The 14,422-nt window shown below is 72.9% G+C and carries 18 protein-coding genes; 8 read left to right on the top strand and 10 right to left on the bottom strand.

All coding sequences use genetic code 11. From position 1 onward, the window contains the following. The first annotated feature begins 38 nt into the window (after nt 1-38). Complete coding sequence (locus tag ABTW87_RS19830) at nt 39-1,334, top strand: low temperature requirement protein A (protein ID WP_350652303.1); 1,296 nt, start codon at nt 39-41, stop codon at nt 1,332-1,334. Between the two features lie 10 nt (nt 1,335-1,344). Here the strand turns inward: ABTW87_RS19830 and ABTW87_RS19835 are convergent, their stop codons facing one another. Continuing rightward, nucleotides 1,345-1,881, bottom strand: coding sequence for a DUF421 domain-containing protein (locus ABTW87_RS19835; RefSeq protein WP_350652304.1), 537 nt, complete (start codon nt 1,879-1,881; stop codon nt 1,345-1,347). A gap of 59 nt (nt 1,882-1,940) precedes the next feature. Here ABTW87_RS19835 and ABTW87_RS19840 point away from each other — a divergent pair, with 59 nt between their 5' ends. After that, nucleotides 1,941-2,720: a formate/nitrite transporter family protein gene (locus ABTW87_RS19840; RefSeq protein ID WP_350652305.1), complete on the top strand. Its 780-nt coding sequence runs from the start codon at nt 1,941-1,943 to the stop codon at nt 2,718-2,720. 23 nt (nt 2,721-2,743) lie between these two features. On the opposite strand, the gene ABTW87_RS19845 is transcribed toward ABTW87_RS19840, so the two are convergent. Continuing rightward, entirely contained in the window at nt 2,744-3,115 is a 372-nt protein-coding gene (locus ABTW87_RS19845; protein ID WP_350652306.1) for a DUF1330 domain-containing protein, read from the bottom strand. 146 nt (nt 3,116-3,261) lie between these two features. Here ABTW87_RS19845 and qcrC point away from each other — a divergent pair, with 146 nt between their 5' ends. Both qcrC and qcrA read left to right on the top strand, forming a co-directional pair. After that, on the top strand, nt 3,262-4,050 hold the full coding sequence (gene qcrC / locus ABTW87_RS19850) for a cytochrome bc1 complex diheme cytochrome c subunit (RefSeq protein WP_350652307.1): 789 nt from the start codon (nt 3,262-3,264) through the stop codon (nt 4,048-4,050). Next, entirely contained in the window at nt 4,047-5,135 is a 1,089-nt protein-coding gene (gene qcrA, locus ABTW87_RS19855; protein ID WP_350652308.1) for a cytochrome bc1 complex Rieske iron-sulfur subunit, read from the top strand. Before qcrC ends, qcrA begins: the two co-directional genes overlap by 4 nt. A 13-nt stretch (nt 5,136-5,148) precedes the next feature. On the opposite strand, the gene ABTW87_RS19860 is transcribed toward qcrA, so the two are convergent. Further along, entirely contained in the window at nt 5,149-5,424 is a 276-nt protein-coding gene (locus ABTW87_RS19860) for a BON domain-containing protein (protein WP_350652309.1), read from the bottom strand. A 154-nt stretch (nt 5,425-5,578) separates the two neighbouring features. Here ABTW87_RS19860 and ABTW87_RS19865 point away from each other — a divergent pair, with 154 nt between their 5' ends. Next, a complete protein-coding gene (locus ABTW87_RS19865) occupies nt 5,579-6,772 on the top strand; it encodes a DUF2254 domain-containing protein (protein ID WP_350652310.1) in 1,194 nt (397 codons plus the stop codon). 12 nt (nt 6,773-6,784) lie between these two features. Here the strand turns inward: ABTW87_RS19865 and ABTW87_RS19870 are convergent, their stop codons facing one another. Beyond that, a complete protein-coding gene (locus ABTW87_RS19870) occupies nt 6,785-7,618 on the bottom strand; it encodes a potassium channel family protein (RefSeq protein ID WP_502891615.1) in 834 nt (277 codons plus the stop codon). A gap of 46 nt (nt 7,619-7,664) precedes the next feature. Here ABTW87_RS19870 and ABTW87_RS19875 point away from each other — a divergent pair, with 46 nt between their 5' ends. Genes ABTW87_RS19875 through ABTW87_RS19885 form a run of 3 tightly spaced genes read left to right on the top strand, consistent with a single transcriptional unit; the run spans nt 7,665 to nt 9,449 of the window. After that, nucleotides 7,665-8,189 (top strand): MarR family winged helix-turn-helix transcriptional regulator, encoded by a 525-nt coding sequence (locus ABTW87_RS19875; RefSeq protein WP_350652312.1) that lies wholly within the window; start codon nt 7,665-7,667, stop codon nt 8,187-8,189. Then, the gene (locus ABTW87_RS19880) at nt 8,186-8,887 is read left to right on the top strand and encodes an ATP-binding protein (protein ID WP_350652313.1); all 702 of its coding nucleotides are present in this window, start codon (nt 8,186-8,188) and stop codon (nt 8,885-8,887) included. Before ABTW87_RS19875 ends, ABTW87_RS19880 begins: the two co-directional genes overlap by 4 nt. Before the next feature lie 58 nt (nt 8,888-8,945). After that, the gene (locus tag ABTW87_RS19885; RefSeq protein ID WP_350652314.1) at nt 8,946-9,449 is read left to right on the top strand and encodes a DUF421 domain-containing protein; all 504 of its coding nucleotides are present in this window, start codon (nt 8,946-8,948) and stop codon (nt 9,447-9,449) included. 27 nt (nt 9,450-9,476) lie between these two features. Here ABTW87_RS19885 and ABTW87_RS19890 read toward each other — a convergent pair whose 3' ends face one another. Genes ABTW87_RS19890 through ABTW87_RS19915 form a run of 6 tightly spaced genes read right to left on the bottom strand, consistent with a single transcriptional unit; the run spans nt 9,477 to nt 14,361 of the window. Beyond that, a complete protein-coding gene (locus ABTW87_RS19890; protein ID WP_350652315.1) occupies nt 9,477-10,079 on the bottom strand; it encodes a bifunctional 4-hydroxy-2-oxoglutarate aldolase/2-dehydro-3-deoxy-phosphogluconate aldolase in 603 nt (200 codons plus the stop codon). Further along, the gene (locus ABTW87_RS19895; RefSeq protein ID WP_350652316.1) at nt 10,076-11,056 is read right to left on the bottom strand and encodes a sugar kinase; all 981 of its coding nucleotides are present in this window, start codon (nt 11,054-11,056) and stop codon (nt 10,076-10,078) included. The genes ABTW87_RS19890 and ABTW87_RS19895 overlap by 4 nt, the downstream gene beginning before the upstream one ends. Then, nucleotides 11,053-11,889, bottom strand: a complete 837-nt coding sequence (locus tag ABTW87_RS19900) for a DUF6807 domain-containing protein (protein WP_350652317.1) — start codon at nt 11,887-11,889, stop codon at nt 11,053-11,055. The genes ABTW87_RS19895 and ABTW87_RS19900 overlap by 4 nt, the downstream gene beginning before the upstream one ends. Then, a complete protein-coding gene (locus ABTW87_RS19905; RefSeq protein ID WP_350652318.1) occupies nt 11,886-12,500 on the bottom strand; it encodes a hypothetical protein in 615 nt (204 codons plus the stop codon). Before ABTW87_RS19905 ends, ABTW87_RS19900 begins: the two co-directional genes overlap by 4 nt. Further along, nucleotides 12,497-13,369, bottom strand: a complete 873-nt coding sequence (locus ABTW87_RS19910; protein WP_350652319.1) for a carbohydrate ABC transporter permease — start codon at nt 13,367-13,369, stop codon at nt 12,497-12,499. Before ABTW87_RS19910 ends, ABTW87_RS19905 begins: the two co-directional genes overlap by 4 nt. Next, complete coding sequence (locus ABTW87_RS19915; protein ID WP_502891616.1) at nt 13,369-14,361, bottom strand: carbohydrate ABC transporter permease; 993 nt, start codon at nt 14,359-14,361, stop codon at nt 13,369-13,371. Before ABTW87_RS19915 ends, ABTW87_RS19910 begins: the two co-directional genes overlap by 1 nt. Nucleotides 14,362-14,422: the final 61 nt, after the last annotated feature.

Here is a 14,422-nt window from a genome sequence, read left to right on the forward strand (position 1 = left end):
GCCTTCGCCGGGTGCCGGCCCCGGAGGAGACTGGCCCGGTGAGTGCTCCACCGCCGTTGCGCCGGTCACGCTGGCTCAGGCCGGTCGTGCCCGGTACCCGGGTCACCCGGGTGGAGCTGTTCTTCGACCTGATCTTCGTCTTCGCGTTCCTCAACGTCGCCGGGATCGTCTCCATGGACCTCACCCCACAGTCAGCCCTGTCCGGCGTGGTCGTGCTGGCGCTGCTCTGGTGGTGCTGGACGACGTTCGCCTCGCTGGGCAACCTGGTCCGCGCCGACCACGGGCTGCTGCCCCTGTTCGGGTTCGGCATCATGGCGGCCGCGTTCGTGCTGGCCATCGCCATCCCGCAGGCGTTCGTCAACCAGCCGGACGACCTGGCCGGCCCGGTGGTCTTCGCGGGCGCCTACCTGGCCCTGCGCGCCCTGACCCTGGCCGCGTTCCTGTACGCGCTCAGCAGCGCCGGTCGCAGCCGCCGGCAACTCGCGCTGATCGCCCTCCCGGCGGTGGTGGCCGCCGTGTTGATCGGGTTGGCGGCCTCCGCGACGTGGTGGGTGCCGGCGGACCACGTCCTCGACGTGCGTCTGGCCCTGTGGGCGTCCGCCCTGCTTGTCGAGTACTCGATCGGGCTGTTCCTGCCGTACGCCCGCTGGGCGGTGGCCTCGGCCGGGCACTGGGCGGAGCGGCACGCGTTGATCGTGCTCATCGCGCTCGGGGAGGCGGTCATCTCCCTGGGGCTCGGACCGGGGCGGTTCGACCGGCTCGCGCTGACCGGGCCGGTGATCATCGGCTCCGTCCTCGGCATCGTCCTGCTGGCCACGCTGTGGTGGCTGCACTTCGACACCCTCATGCCGAGCATCGAGCAGGCGATGCACGGAACCCGGGGCCGGACGCGGCTTCCGCTGGCCCGGGACGTCTTCACCTACCTGCACTTCCCGGTCATCGTGGCCATCGTCGCGACCGCTCTCGGGCTGAAGCTCGTCCTCGAGACGGTGGCCATGCCCGAGGTCGAACCGCTGCCGTGGTCGGCCGCCATCACCCTGTACGGCGGGGTGGCTCTCTATCTCCTGGCCGGGGTGGCCGTCACCGCGCGCACGTTCCGGCGACTCCGGCCCACCGCCCTGGTGGCCGGGGTGGTTATCGGTCTGCTGACGATACCGGCGACTCTCCTCACCCCCCTCGTCGCGCTGACCGTGCTGGTGCTGGTCTGCGGGACGCTCGTGGTGGTCCAGCGCTGGACGGGTGCCGCCGCGCGGGCCCGGATCAAGGCGTCGGTCCGCGAGGAGGAGACGGTGGCCGAGGAGGCCGTCAGCGAGTGGCGCTACCAGCACCTCTGACCGGGCCGGGCTACCGCCCCTCGTCGCGTACGTCGGCGAGGGTGCTGCCGTCGCCGAACTGGCCTCGAGTGATGACGCTGAGGCTTCCGTCCGTCTCCAGGACCACGGCCGCGAGGTCGTTGAGGTCACCGGCGCCCGCACTGCGGGCGGCCTGTCGGATCTCGCTCTCGGTGACCCGGGTGCGGCGCAGGGTTTCCCGCCGCAGCTGCCCGTCCCGCAGCAGGATGGTCGGCCGGGCCTTCAGCAGCCGCTGCGACGGCGGCCAGCGGACAGCGAGCAGGGCGACCGCGTACTGCAACGCCACCAGCAGGGACAGGGCGAGGATGCCTTCCACCAACGAGACGTCCCGCGACAGCAGGATCGTCGCCAGGGTCGAACCGAGCGCGACGGTGACGACGAAGTCGAAGGCGTTGAGCTTGGACAGCGTCCGTTTGCCGGAGACCCGCAGGATCACCACCAGCGCCGGATAGACGATCACCGCGATCACGAGCAGGCGTACCAGGTCGGCGGGGTTGTTCAGCACCATTGCGGTGACGTACCCGGTCACCGGCCGGGCAAAAAGACCGACGGCCGATTCGCCCGCGTCGACGGGGGTATGCGGACGGGATGGCACGAGCGCCGAGTCCCGAGGACATCTACGACAGCGCCCGCGCCGAGGGCGAGCGCCGGCTGTCCACCAGCGCGCTGGAACAGGCCTCCACCGGCTTCATCGCCGGGGTCACCATCGTCTTTGGGATCGTCGCGCTGGGCGTGGCCCGCGAGTTGGTGGCACCCGACTTCGCCTCCGGTGTGGGGCAGCTGGTCGGGGCGCTGGCGTTCGGCATCGGCCTGGTCTTCGTGGTGGTCGGGCGTACCGAGCTGTTCACCGAGAACTTCTTCGACCCGGTGGCCGCCGCGGTGGCCCGCCGGCGGCTCGCCGCGCTGGGTCCGTTGGCCCGGCTGTGGCTCCTGGTGCTCGTCCTCAATTTCGTCGGCGGCGCCGTGATGGCCGCCGTGTTCGCCGTGCACGGCACGCTGCCCGGGCGCGCGCACCACACCCTCGCGCTGGTGGCCGAGGAGATCGCCGCCAAGGATGGGCTGGCGACCTTCACCCGGGGCATCGCCGCCGGGACCCTGCTGACGCTGCTGTCGTACCTGCTGCACGCGGTGGGCTCGGTGGGCAGCCGGATGGCCCTGGCGTACGTGGTGGGGTTCTTCCTCGCTCTCGGCCCGTTCGACCACGTCGTGGTCTCCGGACTGCACCTGCTGTTCGGTATCTGGCTCGGCGCCCCCGTCTCCTACGCCGACCTGGGGCTCAACATCGTCCTGTCCGGCGCCGGCAACCTTCTCGGTGGTCTGCTGCTGATGACCCTGACCCACGCCGTGCAGGTCAAGGGCGGGGGCTGAGCCGCGCGACGGGCCGGATCCGGTCAGCCGGCGACCCACGGCGAGGTCGGCTGCAGGACCGCCTCCCGCAGGGCCACCGTGCGCCACCGGGTCACCTCCTGGTACGCCGGATCGGCGACCATCCGGCTGAAGGCGGACCGGCTCGGGTAGCGGACCAGCAGCACCGCGTCCCACGCCTGGCCCTCCTCGGCCACCAGGGCCGGTCCGCCGTCACCGGCGTAGAGCACCTCGCCGCCGTAGCGGGGCAGGAACGTCTCCCGCAGCGCGGCGGCGTACCGCTCGTAGGAGTCCCGCCCCCCGTCGGCGAAGCGCAGGAGGTTGAGCATCACCACCGGCCCGTCGGGATCGGTGGCGAGGAATTCCTTGAGGTCCCGACCAGTCGGGTCGACTGCCATGGGTCGCGCCTCCTGTCCGTTCCGGTGGCGACATGAGATCACACCTGCCCGCATCGGGAAACCGCCCTGGGGCGCCACGGAAAACCGCATATGATGCCAGATCAGAGGAGTTCCTCCCAATTTCGACAGTGGAAGACAGGGACGCCATGGCTGGTCAGCGACGCCGCCGATTCGCCCGCGCCGGGGCTGTCGTGCGCATGGTCGCGGCACTGGTCCTCGCGGGCGGGGCGTACGCGGCGTTCGCGCCGCAGGCGAGGGCACAGGAGGAGCCCCGGATGAGCGCCGCCGCCCGGGAAGGTGAGGCGCTGTTCGAGGTCGGCTGCATCACCTGCCACGGACGCAGCGCCGGCGGCGTGGAGGGGCGGGGGCCGAGCCTGATCAACGTCGGGGGCGCGTCGGTCGAGTTCCAGGTGGGCACGGGCCGGATGCCCCTGGCCCGGCAGGAGGCGCAGGCGCAGCGCAAACCGCAGCTCTACACCGACGAGCAGGTGCGCCAACTGGCGGCGTACATCGACTCGCTGGGGGTCGGTCCGGTGGTGCCGGACGACGTTGACGCCCTGGTCGAGGACGCGAACGTCGCCCGTGGCGGCGAGCTGTTCCGGATCAACTGCTCCCAGTGCCACGCGTTCGGCGGGGGCGGCGGCGCCCTGTCGTCGGGCAAGTACGCGCCGAGCCTCTACCCGGCCAGCGACCGCATCATCTACGCCGCGATGCTCAGCGGGCCGCAGAACATGCCGGTGTTCGGTGACAGCACGCTGACCCCGGAGCAGAAGGCGGACATCATCGCGTACATCCAGCGGGTGATCCAGGCCGACACCGACCCGGGCGGCTTCGACCTCGGCCGCTACGGCCCGTCCACCGAGGGCCTGGCCGTCTTCCTGGTCGGCATCGTCGCGCTGGTCTTCGCCAGCCTCTGGATCGCGGGCAAGTCGTGAGCGAGCACGTCGCGCAGCAGGGCCGGCACCCGGTCGACGTCGACGATCGAAACCTGTCCCGCTTCGACATCGTCCGCGAGGGCGCCCGCCGCGACGACATCGAGATCGTCCACTACGAGCCGCAGGTCGTGACCGGCTCACGGGCGGAGCGCCGGTTGGTGCGTACCGTCGCCGCGTTCTTCCTCGTCGCCGGCGCGGCGGCGACCGCCTTCCTGGCCGTCTACATCTGGTGGCCGTGGCGCTTCCGGCTCGTGGGCGGGCTGACGGAGTACTACACCCCGCTGCTCGGGACGACCCTCGGCATCGCCCTGTTGGCCGTCGGGTTCGGCGTCCTCGCCTGGGGCAAGAAGCTCCTGCCCAAGGAGGTCTCCATCCAGGACCGGCACGAGGGTGCCGTCTCCCCCGACGAGCAGCGCGTCACCGGCCAGACCATGCTGTACCTGGCCGACGAGCTCGGCGTGAAGCGCCGCCCGCTGCTCGGGATCTCCCTGCTGGCCGGGCTGGTACCGGTCTCCGCGGTCGTCGCCGCGCCGCTGGTCGGCGGCCTGATCCGGGACCCGCACACCGACCGCGAGCTGTTCCGGACCGGGTTCGCCCCGGCCGACGAGCAGGGCGCGATCACCCGGATCCGGCTGGTGCGGGAGGACGGCCGCCCGGTACGCCCCGCTGATCTGCTGCCCGGCGGGCAGGTCACCGTCTTCCCCGGCATCCCGCACGGCATCAGCAACCAGTACGCCGACTCGGTCACCCTGCTCATCCACCTGCGCGCGGATGACGCCCGCCTCGCGCGGGCGAACAACCGCGACACCGGCAAGATCGACTGGATGTGGGGCAACTACATCGCCTACTCCAAGATCTGCACCCACGCCGGCTGCCCCGCCAGCCTCTACGAGCAGCAGACCAACCGGCTGCTCTGCCCCTGCCACCAGTCCCAGTTCCTGATCACGAACAACGCGGAACCGATCTTCGGGCCGGCCAACCGGCGCCTGCCCCAACTGCCCATCGAGGTCGACGACGAGGGCTTCTTCGTCGCCTCCTCCGACTACCGGGAGCCGATCGGTCCGGACTTCTGGGAGCGCCCCTGACCACCGGCCGGCGTCACCCGCCCGGCGGGCGTAGCCGGTTGTTGACGTCGTGCACGTCGGTGGTCCCCCAGGCGACGGTGTGGGCGTGGGCCTTCACGTCGGCCGAGCTGACCTCGCCCTCGAGGATCACCACGCGGTTCTGCACCTCGATGCAGATGCGTTCGTGACGCAGCACGGGGTCGCGCTGCATCTGCTCGAGCAGGCGGCAGGCCAACCGGGCGTCCTCGGAGGTGGGGCCGGTCTGGAACAGCGATGGCAGGTCGTCGGGGAAGAACCAGGGGTACGTCATGGCGTCGCTCCTCACGTCCTGGTGGCTCTCCGGTTAGCCCTACCCCGCAGGCTTCGCCCGGAATACGACAGAGACGTGACAGTCCGCGCCCGCGAATGTGACGAGTCTCGACGTTGCGTCAGGATCAGGACGTGACGATGAAAAAGGGGACGGCATGAGCGGGCCGCGCAGTCCGGCGGCGCTGCTCGCCGACGTACGAGAGAGCTTCTGGCTGGTGCCGGGCGTCTTCGCGGTCGGAGCGGTGGCTGCGGCGATCGGCCTGTCGGCGCTCGAACTGCAGCTCGACCTGCCGGTCGAGTGGCTCCTGCCCGGAGGCCCGGACGGCGCCCGCTCGCTGCTGTCCTCGATCATCACGGCGATGATCTCGTTCACGGCGCTTGTCTTCTCCATCACCGTCGTGGCGCTGCAACTGGCCAGCAGCCAGTACTCGCCCCGGGTCCTGCGTACCTTCCTGCAGGACCGGATCATCCAGGTGACGCTCGGCACGTTCGTGGCGACCTTCCTGTTCGCGATGGTCGTCCTCGCCGCGCTGCCGACCGACGACGAGCGACAACTTCCAGAGCTGTCGCTGGCGGTCTCCATGTCCCTCGTGCTCGCCAGCACCGCCATGTTCATCTACTACCTGCACCACATGACCACCGTGATGCGGGTGTCGCACATCATCGCGTCGATCGGGTCCCAGACACGCCGGACCATCGAGCGGCGCCTCCCGGGCGACGGTGCCGCTCCCCCACCCGTCACCGGCGAGGTCGTGCAGGTGGTGCCGGCTCCGGGCTCCGGCATGGTCACCGACGTCGACCTCGCCCGCCTCGCCCGGCTGGCCCGCGAGCACGACTGCGCCATCTCCGTGGTTCCCACGCCCGGTGACTTCGTCCTCGCGGGCGCGCCACTGCTGCACGCCCACCGACTCCCGGCCGGCGAGCCCCGTCCGCTGCCCGTCGGCCATGCCGCCCGCGAGGTGACAATCGGGGTGGAGCGGACACCCGGTCAGGACGTGGGCTTCGGCTTCCGGCAGCTCGCCGACATCGCCGAGCGGGCCCTCTCTCCCGCCGTGAACGACGTCACGACCGCCACCCGGGCGGTCCAGGAGGCGCACGACCTGCTTCGCCGGCTCGCCACCCGCCCGGAGCGGCCGTGGACGGTCCGCGACGACGACGGGACCGTCCGGGTACGCGTCAACTGCCTCCCGTTCGACGCGTACCTGGCGATGGTCGTCGACGACCTGCGCGTCACCGCGGGATCCCAGCCCCGGATCGCCCGCCTGCTGGACGCGCTGCTCGAGGACCTGCACGCCGTCGCGCTGCCCGTCCACCGGCCCGCGCTACGACGCCGGATGCCGACCGGCTGACCCGCCGCCGGGTCAGCCGCCGCCGGGCGCGGTGACGGCATCGCTGCCGGAGGTGCGGTCCGCCCGCGCCGCTGGCACCGGCCGGACGGCGTCGGCAGGCGGCTCCCGGTCGGGCCGCTCGAGGCGCTCCCGCAGCGCCGCGATCTCCCGGCGCAGCGCGGCGACGTCCTCGGCGGTGGCGGTGGGCTGCTGGTTACGGCCCGAGACACGGTCGACGATCCAGGTGGCGAGGGAACCGGTCACGAAACCGATCAACCCGATGCCGCCGATCATCAGGCCGACGGCCACGAGCCGTCCCTCGGTGGTGACCGGGTAGAAGTCGCCGTACCCGACGGTGGTGATGGTCACGGCCGCCCACCACAGCGCGTCGCCGTAGCTGGTGATCGACGAATCCGGGGCGGACCGCTCCGCGTCGAGGACAGCAAGCGCGGCGACCACCACCAGGAGCACGGTGGTGGCCGCGACGTACAGGCTGAGCCGGCCGCGCACCCACACCTCGGTACGCCGGCTGAGCGTGAGCACCACGGTCACCAACCGCAACGCGCGTAGCGGACGCAACACGGGTAGAAGCAGGACCGCGAGGTCGAACAGGTGCTCGCGGAGGAACCGTCGACGCTCGCGGTGCAGGACGAACCGGACAACCATGTCGAGCCAGAACAGCAACCAGATGGCGAACGTCGTCACCTGGCAGACCCGACTCCAGGCCGTCCCGAGCTGCGGATCCAGGATCGGCGCGGCGTACGCCGCCAGGAACACGAGCGAGAGAACGGTCAACGGAAGGGCCGTCAGCCGCTCCCATCGGGTGGCTTGCCGCACCCGCCGGTCGGTGGCACTGCTGGTTCCCATGGTCACCCCTGGAAGGTGCTGCGTGTATCCGTGCAATCATTGCCCGGTGCGACTCTACGTGGAGCCGACGCAGCCCTCGACGGCGGCGGGCGAAGCCCTGGTGGATGCGCTGGCGGCGCTGAGCCGCTCGCTTGTCGGCATCACCGTCCGGACGCTCGGTGCCCTCGACGTCGAGCTCACGATGTCGCAGTACCGGACGCTGGTTCTCCTCGCGTCCCGGGGGCCGGTCCGGGTCGTCGACCTCGCGGCGGCGCTGCACGTGCATCCGTCCACCGTGACGCGCACCTGTGACCGCCTCGTCCGCCGTGGCCTGGTGGCGCGGCAGGCGGGCGAGCGCGACCGGCGGGTGTCCCTGCTCAGCCTCACCGCCGCCGGCCGGGACCTGGTGGGTGAGGTCGTCCGCCTGCGCACCACCGAGCTGCGGCGCTTGGTGGCGGCGACCGGGCTGCGTGCCGACGGCGGCCTGGTGGCGTCGATCGAGGCGCTGGTGGCGGCGGCCGGCGAACCGGACGAACGGCAGTGGCGGCGGCACTGGGAAAGCAGTGCCGGGACACCGGAGGCACCGACATGAGCGGGCCCCTCGCCTGGACGTTCCGGCGTGACTTCCGCGCCGGGTCCACCCGTGTCGTACTCACCGGTGGGTGCCCGCCCGGCGCTGAACCGCTGCTGGCCGCCGCCCTGCGGGACGGCGACGCGGACGCCCCGCTGGCCCTCATCATCGACCTGCAGGGCCTGTCCGCCGCAGCGGTCACGGCGGCCGGACCGGTGATCGCCGCCTGGGCCGCCGCCCGCGACGGCGGGCCGGCGCTGGCCGTCGACCCGCCGGCGCACCCCGCCGTGTCCCTGCCGCCCGTGGCCGGAGCGTCTCCGTCCGGGACGCCGGTGGGCCCCGCGCTGCGCCGGGCCCACCTGTGCCTGCCCGCGCATCGCGACTCCCCCGCCGGTGCGCGCCGGCTCGTCGCCGAGCACTGCCGGTCGTGGGGCCGCCCGGAGGCCGTGGAGCGGGCCACCATCGTCACCTCGGAGCTGGTCAGCAACGCCGTGGAGCATGCCGGCACCGAACTCGACGTCACGCTTGTGGAGCTGGCCGGCGCGGTACGGGTCAGCGTCCGCGACCGCGCCGGCGACCGGCCGGACCCGGCCGGGGACGGAGACCTGCTCGCCGAGCGGGGCCGGGGCATCCCGATCGTCGGGGCCCTCGCCGACGACTGGGGCTTCCTGACGGTCGGCGACGGCAAGACGATCTGGGCCGTCGTCGCCGACGACTGACCGCGCGCGTCGGCCCGCACGGGTGGCATGACGGAGCCGCCGGCGGGTAGCCGCTGCCGTGGTCGACTGGCGGGCCATGTTCACGCCGGACACCCCGATCCTGGAGATCGTCGTCCGGGGCAGCGTCATGTACCTGACGCTGTTCTTCCTGCTCCGCATCCTGCTGAAGCGGGAAAGCGGCACCACCGGCATGACCGACCTCCTGGTGATCGTGCTGATCGCGGACGCCGCGCAGAACGGCATGGCGAGCAACTACACCTCGCTCGCCGACGGCGTGGTCCTGGTCGCGGTGATCATCGCGTGGGCGTACGTCCTCGACACCGTGGCCTACCACTGGCGCCCGGCCGCCCGGTTGATCCGGCCGAACGCGCTGGTCCTGGTGCGCGACGGCCGGATGCTGCACCGCAACATGCGCCGCGAACTGGTCACCGAGGAGGAGCTGTACGGGAAGCTGCGGGAACAGGGCGTCGACGACCTGGCCGACGTCCGGGAGGTCCGGATGGAGTCCGACGGCCAGTTCAGCGTCATCACCCGTGCACAGGACCGCGACCAGTCGTCGTGATCCGGGCCGGGGGCGCGGCCCCGCCGCCTAGCCCCGCGCCAGCTCGGCCAGCCGGTCGACCTGCCGCGGGTCGGCGAGGGCCGAGCCCACCCCGACCACCCGCACCCCGGCGGCGAGGAAGTCCCCGGCGTTGCCGGCGTCGACCCCGCCGGTGGCGACGAAGCGCAACTCGGGCAGCGGGCCGGCGACGGCCCGGAACCACGCCGGGCCGAGGCTCACCGCCGGGAAGGCCTTCAGCCAGCGCAGGCCGTGCCGCAGCGCCTGCTGCGCCTCGGTCGGAGTGGACACGCCGGGCAGGTGCGGCAGGCCCCGCGCGGCGGCGGCGTCGGCGACCGCGAGGTCCAGGCCCGGCGCGACGGTGAACGCGGCGCCCGCGTCCGCGGCGGCGGCCACCTGGTCGGCGTCCAGGACGGTGCCGGCGCCGACCGGGAGGCCCCGCTCCCGGGCTGCCGCGACGACGCCGCGCAACGCGGGCAGCGCCGCCGGGGTGCGGATGGGCACCTCCACGACGTCGATGCCGAGATCCCAGGCCCGGGCGGCGAGCCGGAGGGTCTCGCCGGCCGGCAGGTCGCGCAGGATCACCAGCACCCGTACGCCGTCGAACAGGGACGCCGGATCCGGCACGCTCATCGGTTCTCCTCGGTCAGGTCCAGGGTGGCCCACCGCTCGTCCGGTACGGCGGCCAGCGCGTCCAGCCGGTCCCGGCCGGGCAGCGCCCCCGTGTCGCCGGGCACCCGCAGCGCGTACCCGGCGAGCAGGTGGCCGTGGCGCAGCCGGGCCGCCGGGTCGAGGCCGCGCAGCAGGCCGGACAGGTAGCCGGCGGCGAACGCGTCGCCAGCGCCGACCGGTTCGACCACCCGGACCGGCAACGCCGGCACCACCGTGGCCGGACCGCGCCGGGGCAGCGCGGTGGCGGCGACCGCCCCGTCCTTCACCACCACCGTCGAGGGCGACGGCAGCAACCGCCGGACGTCGATCGGGTCGGCGCAGCCCCACAGCCGCGCCGCCTCGTCGAGCCCGACGAAGACGACGTCGGCGCGGTCGGCGAGCCGGCGAAGCACCGGTGCCGCCCGGTGCGCCGGCCAGAGGCCGGGGCGGTGGTTGACGTCGAAGCTGACCAGGGTGCCGGGAAGCGACCGGCGGGTCAGCGCGTGGGCGACCAGGTCCCGGCAGGAGTCGGACAGGGCGGCGGTGATCCCGGACAGGTGCAGCACGCGGGCGCCGGCCAGTCGGGGGTCGTCGAGGACGCTCCGGTCGAGCCGGGCCGCCGCCGACCCGGCCCGGTAGTAGTGGACCCGGGTGCCCTCCGGCGCCGGGTCCTTCACGTACAGGCCGGTGGGGGCGTCCGGGTCGACGGTCACGGCGGTGACGTCGACCCCGGCGGCGGCCAGCCGCGCCACGACGAGACGCCCGAACGGGTCGTCACCGACCCGGCTGGCCCAGACCGAACGGTGGCCGAGGCGGGCCAGGTAGCCGGCCACGTTGGACTCCGCCCCACCGACGCCGACCGCGAGCGTGCCGGCCCGCTCCAGCGACCCCGGCGGGTCGGGGGCGAGCACCACCATCGTCTCGCCAACCGTCGCCACGTCCGGCCCGGACCCGTTCACGCGGCCGCCAGCTCGGCGGCGGCCGCCCGGTCGAGCCGCCCGTCGGCGACCACCACCCGGTGCCGGCCGGCGCGGGTGGTGCCGGCCGCGACGACGCGCGGCCGCTCGAAGGCGAACGCGACGCAGATCCCCGGGTACATCGAGGTCCGCACGAACCACCGGTCGCCGTCCCCGAGGCCCGCGAAGACCAGGGTGTACGCGGACCCGTCCGGCCCGGTGCCGGTGAACGCCAGCCACGGCTCGGCGCTGCCGTTCACCGCCTCCTCGCCCTCGGTCGCCGGGGTGAAGGTGTGCGCCGGTCCGGGGCCGGCCGCCCGCCAGAAGAAGCCGCCGTAGCCCGCTCCGCCCGGCCGGCCGTTGGTGGCCGGGCTGCCCAGCGTCACGTCCCGGTCCTCCGGTGCGGTCAGGGTGTACGCCAGGTCCAACGCCCACGCCGTCGCGGTCAGCGCGCAGGCGGCCAGTTCACGCCGCTCGATGAGCAGCACCCCGCCGTCGCGGTCCCGCCATTCGAGCCGGTGCGCGAGCCGGTGCGGCTCGCGCGCCGCCCAGCCGGTGTGGACGATGCGGCCGTGGTCGTCCCGCCACTGGTAGCCGTCCGCGCGGCGGTACGTCCGGCCGCCCCAGAGGTTGCTGCCGTTGACGTCCGGCACGGTCAGCGACGCGCCGTTGTGCCACCGGTGGTCGGCCGGCAGTTCGTCGGTGACCACCGTGCCGGCGAGGGTACGCACCGGGTGCAGGTACGGGCGCGGCCCGTCGCGGGGCTGCAGCGGCGGGTCGACGAGGTACCGGGCCACCGGCGCGTCGCCGACGTGCAGCCACGCGTCGACGGTCACGGCTGTCCCGCCGGGACGAGGACGGCCCGCCGCGCGACGGCGTGCAGCGCGGCCAGCGCGTACCCGGCGAGGATCGGCACCGCGACCGGGGTGACCAGCACGGCGAGCAGCGCGGCGACGGCGACGACCCCGGCGGCGGCCGCCCAGGTGGCCGGGTTGACGCGGCAGGTCGCGGCGGCGGCCCGGGCGGCGGCGCGCCAGCCCCGCCCGCCGCCACGGCCCACCTGCACGACGGCCAGTCCGGCGTACCCGGCGGCCGCGACCGCGATCAGGGCGGTGACGAGCAACGCCGGCCCGCCGCCCGGCACCCGCCCGCCGGCCAGGGCGGCGAGGTCGAGGGCGAGCAGGCCGACCGCCACCGCCGCCACCAGCGTCGCGCCGAGGCCGGGCAGCAGGGCCCGGCCGAAGCGGGCGAGGCTCTCCCGGGCCGGCGGCCAGCCGCCGGTCGCGAGCCGGTCGTGCAGGGCGGCGCTCGCGGTGACGACCGACGCACCGGCGGTGAGCACGGGCGCGGCGGCCAGGGTCAGCAGGATGCCGAGCAGGGCCAGGTCGGTGGCGTCGGTGAGGACGTCCCGCCAGTCCCGGCGCGGGCGGCCGGCGTGGCCGCTCATCCCTTGAGCCCGCTGGTGTTGATGCCCTGCACGAGCAGGCGCTGGAAGGCCAGGAAGAACAGGAACACCGGCAGCAGGGACAGCACCGACATCGCGAACATCGGCCCGAGCGACGTCTGCCCGCTGGAGTCGATGAACAGCCGCAGGCCGATCGGCACCGTGTAGCTCGTCGGGCTGGGCAGGTAGACGAGCTGGGTGAAGAAGTCGTTCCAGGTCCAGATGAACGAGAAGATGGCCGTGGTGACCAGCGCCGGCCGGGCCAGCGGCAGGATCACGTACCGGAACACCCCGTACGGGGAGCAGCCGTCGATCTTGGCGGCGTCGTCCAGTTCCCGCGGGATGCCCCGCATGAACTGCACCATCAGGAACACGAAGAACGCCTCGGTGGCGAGCAGCTTCGGCACGATCAGCGGCAGCGGCGTGTCGACCCAGCCGAAGTAGTTGAACATGACGTACTGCGGAATGATCAGCACGTGGCTGGGCAGCAGCAGCGTGCCGATCATGACCGCGAACCACATCTTCCGACCCCGGAAGTGCAGCCGGGCGAACGCGAACGCGGCGACCAGACAGGACACGGCGTTCGCGACGACCGTGGCCAGGGCGATCACGGTGCTGTTCACGAAGAACCGGCCGAAGCTGATGCCCTCGATGTAGCTCCAGCCGTCGGGGTAGTTGGACCAGGTCGGCTCGATCGGGACGACCGAGAGGTTGCTGGCCACCTCGGTCGGTGACTTCAGCGACGAGCCGACCATCCACAGCAGGGGGTACAGGACGAACCCGAGGATCGCGACCAGGATGACGACGCGCACCACGCCGCGGAGCGCTCCGGGCGGGCGGTGCCCGGCCGCGGTGGCTGCCTGGACTGCCATCAGTTCTCTCCGTCCGCGTAGTGCACCCAGAACCGGCCGGTGCTGAAGAAGACCACCGTGATCAGGCCGATCGCGACGAGGAAGACCCAGGAGAGCGCCGAGGCGTACCCCATCCGGAACTCGGTGAAGCCCTCGTTGTAGATGTGCAGGGTGTAGAGCAGGGTGGAGTACACCGGGCCGCCCGTCCCGTTGCTGATGACGAAGGCCGAGGTGAAGCCCTGGAAGCCGTTGATCGTCTCCAGGACCAGGTTGAAGAAGATCACGGGCGAGAGCATCGGCAGGGTGATGTGCCAGAACTGGCGGAACTTCCCGGCGCCGTCCACCGAGGCGGCCTCGTACAGGTCGGTCGGGACCTGCTTGAGACCGGCCAGGAAGATCACCATCGGTGCGCCGAACTGCCAGATCGCCAGGACCATGACGGTCTCCAGCGCCCAGGTCGGGTCGTTGACCCACGGCCGGCCCTGGATGCCGAAGACGGAGAGCAGGTCGTTGAACGCCCCGTCGCCGCTGAACATGGCCCGCCAGACCAGAGCCAGCGCCACGCTGCCGCCGAGCAGCGACGGCAGGTAGAACAGGCTGCGGAACAGCCCGACGCCGCGGCGCTCGCGGTTGAGCAGCAGCGCCACGCCGAGCGCCGCGGCCAGCTTGAGCGGCACCGCGATCAGCGCGTACGTGAGCGTGACCCGGACGGCATGCCAGTACGACGGGTCCTCGGTGAACATCCGCCGGTAGTTGTCCAGGCCGACCCACTCGACCTGGTCCCAACTCGCCAGCACGTCGTAGTTGGTGAAGCTCAGGTAGAGCGAGAACAGCATGGGGAACGCGGTGATCGCCATCAGGCCGAGCAGCCAGGGCGACAGGAAGACGTAGCCCGCCAGGCCTTCCTGGCGGCGCAGCCGGCTGGGTCCGCGCGGCCTGCGGCCCCGCCTGCCGGCCCGGGCCGGTGTCGGCGCCTCGCCGGCGGTGGGTTGGTGGGTCGTGGTCAACGCCACGATCGGTGCTCCTCTCGAAAGACCCGGGCGGTCACCCGGTGCGGGGCCCGCGACCGGTGGC

The organism is Micromonospora sp. NPDC126480 (genome assembly GCF_040302465.1).
In the GTDB taxonomy this organism is placed as follows: domain Bacteria; phylum Actinomycetota; class Actinomycetes; order Mycobacteriales; family Micromonosporaceae; genus Micromonospora.